The organism is Candidatus Clostridium helianthi (genome assembly GCF_045310795.1).
Taxonomy (GTDB): Bacteria; Bacillota; Clostridia; order Clostridiales; family Clostridiaceae; genus Clostridium; species Clostridium helianthi.
The window spans coordinates 1-687 of the sequence record NZ_JBJIAB010000113.1; the positions used below are offsets into that span (position 1 = coordinate 1).

General features: G+C 40.9%; 2 rRNA genes. Both read left to right on the forward strand.

From position 1 onward, the window contains the following. Positions 1–170 (forward strand): 16S ribosomal RNA (locus ACJDTP_RS27410); the annotation flags it as partial. Between the two features lie 344 nt (positions 171–514). Further along, positions 515–687 (forward strand): 23S ribosomal RNA (locus ACJDTP_RS27415); the annotation flags it as partial.

A 687-nucleotide genomic window follows, 5' to 3' on the forward strand; every position in this document is an offset into this window, starting at 1 on the left:
ATACGTTCCCGGGCCTTGTACACACCGCCCGTCACACCATGAGAGTTGGCAATACCCAAAGTTCGTGAGCTAACGCGCAAGCGAGGCAGCGACCTAAGGTAGGGTCAGCGATTGGGGTGAAGTCGTAACAAGGTAGCCGTAGGAGAACCTGCGGCTGGATCACCTCCTTTCTATGGAGAAATCTAGACCAACATGATGTTTGGCTAGTACAGATACATTATTATGTATCAAAATATAAAATACTTGCTCAAAGGTTACTTAAGTATTTGTTCTGTTCAATTTTGAAAGACTAAGTCTTTCAAAATGCGTAGCTTAGTAGCGACAAGTGCGAGAAAGCGAAAATTTTATGAAATGAAGCGTACTTCACGTACGTAAATGAATAAAATTTGTAGCTGACGAAGTAATTGACGGTAATAAGCAAGCAGATGTTCTTTGAAAATTGCACATAGATTTAATGTATATAAAATACAACAAAGCCAAGAATAAATATTCTTTGTGATATGACTAATAATTAGGTCAAGCTACAAAGGGCGCATGGTGAATGCCTTGGCATCAGGAGCCGATGAAGGACGCGATAAGCTGCGATAAGCTTCGGGTAGACGCACATAGTCAGAGATCCGAAGATTTCCGAATGAGGAAACTCACATGGGAAACCCCATGTATCATAAAGTGAATACATAGCTTTAT